Here is a 7119-nt window from a genome sequence, read left to right on the forward strand (position 1 = left end):
GCAACACCGACAGAGGCGCCCGCACCGGGTTACGGCGAGATGATCGGCCGGGAATCTACCGAGCGGCCTCTGTCGTGCTGACTATGCACCAGCACCTCGCAGATACAGGAATCCCGCGGTTGTGGCGCACGGCGGGTCGGCCTGCAGCTCCGGATTCCGGGTTCGCGCTGACGCGCGCCCCGGAATGGCGGAGGTGGGGAGGCGATGCGCGTCGGCTGTTACTTCACGCCGGCCAACCAGCGGTCATTCCGGGGCGCTCGCGTCAGCGAGCGAACCCGGAATCTCGCGGTTGTGGGGCACGGCGGGTCGGCCTGCAGCTCCGGATTCCGGGTTCGCGCTGACGCGCGCCCCGGAATGACGGAGGTGGGGAGGCGATGCGCGTCGGCTGTTACTTCACGCCGGCCCACCAGCGGTCATTCCGGGGCGCTCGCGCCAGCGAGCGAACCCGGAATCCCGCGGCTGTGGGGCACGGCGGGTCGGCCTGCAGCTCCGGATTCCGGGTTCGCGCTTGCGCGCGCCCCGGAATGACGAGGGTGGGGCCAAATACGCGCCGGCCTGCCGCGGCGACCAGCCCGCCGCTAGGCCGCGTCCCATTCCGGCGAGAACGCCGGGTTCACGAAGCGCTGGTCCTTCGGCAGCTTGGCGATCAGCGCCTTGTCGTCGACGGCGAGCTTGATGGCCAGCGCGCCGAGATTGCTGCGCTGGCTGGCCTCGCTGCGGGCCTTCGGGATCGCCATCACGCCGTCCTGCTCGAGCAGCCAGGCCAGCGCCACCTGCGCCGCGGTGGCGCCGTGCTTGTCGGCAATCTGCTGCAATTCCGGATAGGACGCGAGCCGGCCCTGCGCCAGCGGCGCGTAGGCGGTGAGCGGAATGCCCTTGCTCTGCAGATAGGGCAGCAGCTTGGTCTGGCCGAGCAGCACATGATACTCGACCTGATTGCAGGCGATCGGCGCACCGATCTCGTCCACCGCCTGGCGCATCAGCGCCACCGGGAAGTTGCACACCCCGATCGCGCGGGCGCCGCCTTCGTCCTTGATCTTCAGCAGCGTCTCCAGCGCGGCGCCGAGATTCATCTCCGGCGCCGGCCAGTGGATCAGATAGAAGTCGACATAGTCGGTCTTCAGCTTGCGCAGGCTCTGGTCGAACGCCTTGCGGATCGCGTCGGGGGCGAGGTTGGTCCACCACACCTTGGTGGTGAGATGGATCTGGTCGCGCGGCACGTCGGTGTCTTCCAGCGCGTCGCCGATGAAATCCTCGTTGGCGTACATCTCGGCGGTGTCGATGTGGCGATAGCCGAGGCCGAGCGCGGTCAGCACCGCCTCGTGGCAGTCCCTGCCTTGCAGCTTGAAAGTGCCGAGCCCGAGCTTGGGCACGTGAAGTCCTTGGGTGTTGATGCTGTCCATGCGGTCTCCTGGAGCGGTCTCGCCCGAGCGGTCACGGTTCGCGGGAACAACGCGTCAACTCGAAACGAGCGCTTCCGAGTCTATGCAATCTGATCCGGAAGTCTGCGAAGCGATACCCGGCGGGAGGGGCGGGCCTCGTTGAGATAGGGTCAACGGATGGTGAATGCGAATGCCTGACATCTGCATCGGATTTTACGAATTCGAAGTGGTTGTGAACTAGGATTCGCTGCAACTGCAGGGGAAGTCCTTTCACGATGCCGCTTCGCGAGGCGCGGAGCGGCGAGACGCAGGCGTTCGCGCCTGCGCGTCGACCGACAATTTTTGGACAGCACAGTGGTTTGGCCGCGACGACGAGGTTGCGGCGTTATGCATTGCCCGGAGCCGCGCGTGACCTATGGCGACCGCAAGGACCCCCGAGTGCGCTTCGAAAAGGCGCTGGACTCGGTGATGATCGCCGTCGACGGCACCTGGCGGCGCGACTGCGCCGTCGCCGACATTTCGCAAAGCGGCGCCAAGCTGATTCTGAAGACCTCGATGTCCGGGCTCAACCTGCGCGAGTTCTTTCTGGTATTGACGCCGAACGGCGCCGCGTATCGGCGCTGCGAGCTGGTGCGCGTGGACGGCGATACCATCGGGGTTCGTTTCATTGTGCTGCGCAAGGGTGCCAAGCGGGCGCCGGGGCTGCGGGCGCGCCTCTGAGCCGGGCCGGTCCCGCGGCGTGCTCCACCGGGCCGCCGCGGCGCCCTTCAGCGCAGCGGATTTCAGAGGGGATACAATGTGTTGCAACGGCGCAGCGCGGGCGTTTCGCTTGCGTCGAACGCCAGCTTCCTTTATCCGGTGCGATGCCTCGCGTGCGAGCGGCTGCGGCTGCGTTTGCAGGGCGCGCGAGTCCGATCCGTTATCGTCGCCACCGGCGCGCCGCGATCGTGCTTCATCCGGTTGAGTGACAGGGGAACCTTCTCGAAATGGCCAATGTCGTCGTGGTCGGCGCCCAGTGGGGCGACGAAGGCAAGGGAAAGATCGTCGATTGGCTCTCCGAGCAGGCCGACATCGTGGTGCGCTTCCAGGGCGGTCACAATGCCGGCCACACCCTGGTGATCAACGGCGCAACCTACAAGCTGGCGCTGCTGCCGTCCGGTGTGCTGCGGCCGTCGAAGCTGGCGGTGATCGGCAACGGCGTGGTGTTCGATCCGCAGGCCTTCCTCGACGAGGTGAAGAAGCTGCAGGGCCAGGGCGTCGCGATCTCGCCGGACAATCTGCGCATCGCCGAGAACGTCACGCTGATTCTGCCGCTGCACCGCGAACTGGATTCGCTGCGCGAGAACGCCGCCAAGGCCGGCGCGATCGGCACCACCCAGCGCGGCATCGGTCCGGCCTATGAGGACAAGGTCGGCCGCCGCGCGATCCGGCTGATGGACCTCGCCGATCCGGACACGCTGCCGCAGAAGATCGACCGGCTGCTGGCGCACCACAACGCGCTGCGCCGCGGTTTCAACCTGCCGGAATTCGACGGTGCTGCGATCCTGAAGGATCTGCTGGCGCTCGGGCCGCAGCTTCTGCCCTACGCCGAATCGGTGTGGCGGCTGCTCGACATCAAGCGCCGCGAGGGCAAACGCATCCTGTTCGAGGGCGCGCAGGGCGCGCTGCTCGACGTCGACCACGGCACCTATCCCTACGTCACCTCGTCCAACACGGTGGCAGCGCAGGCGGCGACCGGCACCGGCATGGGCCCGGGCGCGGTCGGCTACGTGCTCGGCATCTGCAAGGCCTACACCACGCGCGTCGGCGCCGGCCCGTTCCCGACCGAGCTCCTCAACGAGATCGGCGAAGAGATCGGCCGCCGCGGCAAGGAATTCGGCGTCAACACCGGGCGCAAGCGGCGTTGCGGCTGGTTCGATGCGGTGCTGGTGCGGCAGACGGTGCGGACCTGCGGCATCCATGGTCTGGCGCTGACCAAGCTCGACATTCTCGATGGCTTCGACAGCGTCGAGGTCTGCGTCGGCTATCGTCTCGACGGCAAGGAGATCGACTATCTGCCGGCCGGCGAGGGCGCCCAGGCGCGGGTCGAGCCGATCTACGAGACCATCGAAGGCTGGAAGGAGCCGACGGCGAACGCCCGGTCGTGGGCGGAGCTGCCGGCGCAGGCGATCAAATATGTTCGCCGCATCGAGGAACTGGTCGGCTGCCCGGTGGCTCTGTTGTCCACCAGCCCGGAGCGGGAGGACACAATTCTGGTGCAGAACCCGTTCGAGGCTTAATAAGATGTTACCGAAGACATCGTAAATTGAGTCGAGATGGCTGATTACTATCCGCTGATTGCACGCGCTATTTCGAGCCTGGACCCGAGCGCTCCGGGCGAGCAGCGGCGTGCGATCTACGAACGCGCGCGCGCGGCGTTGATCGCCCAATTGCGCGGCGTGCAGCCACCGCTGACCGAGTCCGAAATCACCCGCGAGCGGCTGGCGCTCGAAGAAGCGGTGCGCAAGGTCGAGTCCGAAGCGGCGCAGCGCGCCCGCGACGCCGCCCGCGCCGAGCTGAAGGGCCGCGGCCGTCCCGGCGACGCGCCGCGCCCCGGCGATGCGCTGCGCGCTTCCAGCCGTCCGCTCGGCCGGCCCGGCGATCCGCCGCCGCAGGTCAATCGCGGCGCTACGGCCGGCTCGATGCCGGAGCCGGAGCTGCCGCAGGCGGTGCGCCCGCGCGCACCGGACGACGAGCCGGTCCCGGAGGAGGCTGCCGGGCCGCGTCCGTCCCGCACGCTGCGGGTCGAGCCGCCGCCGATTCCGCCGGAGTCGCCGCTGCCGGGCCGTGGTCCTGCCGCGCCGCCGCGCCGCGGGGCGCCGCCGAACCAGCCGCCGCCGCCGGCCAATTCGCCGGGCTTGCGTGGCTTCCGCGACGTCACCGCCGATCTCGACGGGCTCGGCAACGCCGCGGCGCAGGCCAACCGCGCCGCCCGCAAGACCTACGCCAACGTCGCGCCGTCGTCGGAATTCGACCGGCTCGAGCCGACCATGGAGAACCGCGCCGATCCGGACGCGCCGTATTCCTACGACGAATCGATCGACGAGGCCGCGCGCTACGCGCCGCAGCCGACCGCGGTGCGGCCGCAGGCCGAGCCGAAGCGCAAGGCGACCCGCGCGCCGTCGAAATTCCCGCTGCGCAGCGCGCTGGTGATCGGCGTGGTGGTGATGCTGATCGGCGCCGGCCTGGTGTGGGGCCCGGGCGTGGTCAGCAGCCTGATGTCGCTGATGCGGTCGTCGCCCTCGACCGAGACCGCCGCCCCGGCGACCCCCGCGCCGTCGACCGAGCGGCCGAAGATCACCGACCGGGTCGGGCAGCCCTCGACCGAGCAGGCCGCGCCGGTGGCGCAGCGCGTGGTGCTGTACGACGAGGATCCGAACGACCCCAAGGGCAAGCAATATGTCGGCTCGGTGGTGTGGAAGACCGAGCAGGTGAAGGGCGCCAGCGCCAAGGGCGGCGCCGACATCGCGGTGCGCGCCGACATCGAGGTGCCGGAGCGGCAGTTCAAGATGACGATGTCGTTCCGCCGCAACACCGATTCGTCGCTGCCGGCCAGCCACACCGCGGAACTGACCTTCATCCTGCCGGCCGATTTCCAGGGCGGCGGCGTCTCCAACGTGCCGGGCATCCTGATGAAGTCGAACGAGCAGTCGCGCGGCACGCCGCTCGCCGGGCTCGCCGTCAAGGTCACCGACGGCTTCTTCCTGGTCGGCCTCAGCAACGTCGAAGCCGATCGCTCGCGCAACCTGCAACTGCTCAAGGAGCGGTCCTGGTTCGACGTGCCGATCGTCTACAGCAACGGCCGCCGCGCCATCATCGCCATCGAAAAAGGCGGTCCCGGCGAACGCGCCTTCAACGACGCCTTCAGGGCCTGGGGCGAGTAGCTAGGACGGCGACGCGCCCGAGTCTTTCGCGTCCGCATTCCGGTGGTGACGTCTTCCGCGTCCGCATCATTCCGCGCCGCTGTCGTCCCTCCAGTCATTCCGGGGCACGCGCGCCGGCGCGTGAACCCGGAAACTCGAGGTGAGCAACTAACAACGCCCGTCATCGCCCGCGCAGGCGGGCGACCCAGTATTCCAGAGCCTTCGTGTCGATCACCAGCGCCCTGCAATACTGGATCCCCGCCTGCGCGGGATGACGTCGGAAACAAGCGGTCGCAGATCACGAACGGCTTCGCGCGGCACGCAGCCTATCCCGAGATTCCGGGTCTGCGTGCTCCGCACGCATCCCGGAATGACGGTGTCTTTTGGCGAGCGGCCCGGCTGCCGGCGCTCTGTCCCACCCCGAGTCATTCCGGGGCGCGCGCGTCAGCGCGTGAACCCGGAATCTCGACATGGGCAACTAACAACGTCCGTCATCGCCCGCGCAGGCGGGCGACCCAGTATTCCAGAGCCTTCGTGTCGATCACCAGCGCCCTGCAATACTGGATCCCCGCCTCCGCGGGGATGACGTCGGAAACAAGCGGTCGCAGATCACGAACGCTTCGAGCGGCACGCAGCCTATTCCGAGATTCCGGATCTGCGTGCTGTCGCACGCATCCCGGAATGACAGTGTCTTTTGGCGAGGAGGGGCGGCGTCCGGGCACGCGGCCCCACCCCTGTCATTCCGGGGCGCTCGCGCCAGCGAGCGAACCCGGAATCTCGACATGGGCAACTAACAACGTCCGTCATCGCCCGCGCAGGCGGGCGACCCAGTATTCCAGAGCCTTCGTGCCAGTCACCAGCGCCCTGCAATACTGGATCCCCGCCTCCGCGGGGATGACGTCGGAAACAAGCGGTCGCACATCACGAACGGCTTCGCGCGGCACGCAGCCTATCCCGAGATTCCGGGTCTGCGTGCTGTCGCACGGATCCCGGAATGACGGTGTCTTTTGGCGAGCGGGCTCGGCATCTGGGCGCTCCGCCGAACCCCGAGTCATTCCGGGGCACGCGCGCCGGCGCGTGAACCCGGAATCTCGACATGGGCAACTAACAACGTCCGTCATCGCCCGCGGAGGCGGGCGACCCAGTATTCCAGAGCCTTCGTGTCGATCACCAGCGCCCTGCAATACTGGATCCCCGCCTGCGCGGGGATGACGTCGGAAACAAGCGGTCGCAGATCACGAACGGCTTCGCGCAGCACGCAGCCTATCCCGAGATTCCGGGTCTGCGTGCTCCGCACGCATCCCGGAATGACGTGTCTTTTGGCGAGGAGGGGCGGCGTCCGGGCACGCGGCCCCACCCCTGTCATTCCGGGGCACGCGCGCCGGCGCGTGAACCCGGAATCTCGAGGTGAGCAACTAACACGCCCGTCATCGCCCGCGCAGGCGGGCGACCCAGTATTCCAGAGCCTTCTTGTCGATCACAGCGCCCTGCAATACTGGATCCCCGCCTCCGCGGGGATGACGTCAGAAACAAGCGGTCGCACATCACGAACGGCTTCGCGCAGCACGCAGCCTATCCCGAGATTCCGGGTCTGCGAGCTCCGCACGCATCCCGGAATGACGGTGCATTTTTGGCGAGCGGGCTCGGCGTCTCGGCGCTCCGCCCACCTCGAGTCATTCCGGGGCGCTCGCGCCAGCGAGCGAACCCGGAATCTCGACGCAGGCAACAACGTCCGTCATCGCCCGCGCAGGCGGGCGACCCAGTATTCCAGAGCCTTCGTGTCGATCACCAGCGCCCTGCAATACTGGATCCCCGCCTCCGCGGGGATGACGTCA

General features: G+C 68.1%; 5 protein-coding genes. 3 read left to right on the top strand and 2 right to left on the bottom strand.

The features are described 5' to 3' along the window. Positions 1 to 578 precede the first annotated feature (578 nt). The gene (locus DWA33_RS24520; protein WP_114361090.1) at positions 579 to 1403 is read right to left on the bottom strand and encodes an aldo/keto reductase; all 825 of its coding nucleotides are present in this window, start codon (positions 1401 to 1403) and stop codon (positions 579 to 581) included. Positions 1404 to 1790: 387 nt separating this feature from the next. Between DWA33_RS24520 and DWA33_RS24525 the strand changes: the two genes are divergently transcribed. The 3 genes from DWA33_RS24525 (at position 1791) to DWA33_RS24535 (ending at position 5305) form a co-directional block, all read left to right on the top strand. Further along, positions 1791 to 2102 carry a PilZ domain-containing protein gene (locus DWA33_RS24525; protein ID WP_114361099.1) on the top strand — a complete coding sequence of 104 codons (312 nt, stop codon included), beginning with the start codon at positions 1791 to 1793 and terminating at the stop codon, positions 2100 to 2102. A 266-nt stretch (positions 2103 to 2368) separates the two neighbouring features. Beyond that, positions 2369 to 3661, top strand: coding sequence for an adenylosuccinate synthase (locus DWA33_RS24530; protein ID WP_114361091.1), 1293 nt, complete (start codon positions 2369 to 2371; stop codon positions 3659 to 3661). Between the two features lie 36 nt (positions 3662 to 3697). Further along, on the top strand, positions 3698 to 5305 hold the full coding sequence (locus DWA33_RS24535; protein WP_114361092.1) for a hypothetical protein: 1608 nt from the start codon (positions 3698 to 3700) through the stop codon (positions 5303 to 5305). Positions 5306 to 6401: 1096 nt separating this feature from the next. Here DWA33_RS24535 and DWA33_RS25325 read toward each other — a convergent pair. Continuing rightward, entirely contained in the window at positions 6402 to 6542 is a 141-nt protein-coding gene (locus tag DWA33_RS25325) for a hypothetical protein (protein WP_167443280.1), read from the bottom strand. Positions 6543 to 7119 lie beyond the last annotated feature (577 nt).

It is taken from the genome of Rhodopseudomonas pentothenatexigens (assembly GCF_900218015.1).
Classification (GTDB): Bacteria; Pseudomonadota; Alphaproteobacteria; order Rhizobiales; family Xanthobacteraceae; genus Rhodopseudomonas; species Rhodopseudomonas pentothenatexigens.

Bases quoted from the DNA above. Each gene is read 5' to 3' on its own strand.
- DWA33_RS24520 (WP_114361090.1), bottom strand. From the start codon at position 1,403: ATGGACAGCATCAACACCCAAGGACTTCACGTGCCCAAGCTCGGGCTC.
- DWA33_RS24530 (WP_114361091.1), top strand. From the start codon at position 2,369: ATGGCCAATGTCGTCGTGGTCGGCGCCCAGTGGGGCGACGAAGGCAAG.
- DWA33_RS24535 (WP_114361092.1), top strand. From the start codon at position 3,698: ATGGCTGATTACTATCCGCTGATTGCACGCGCTATTTCGAGCCTGGAC.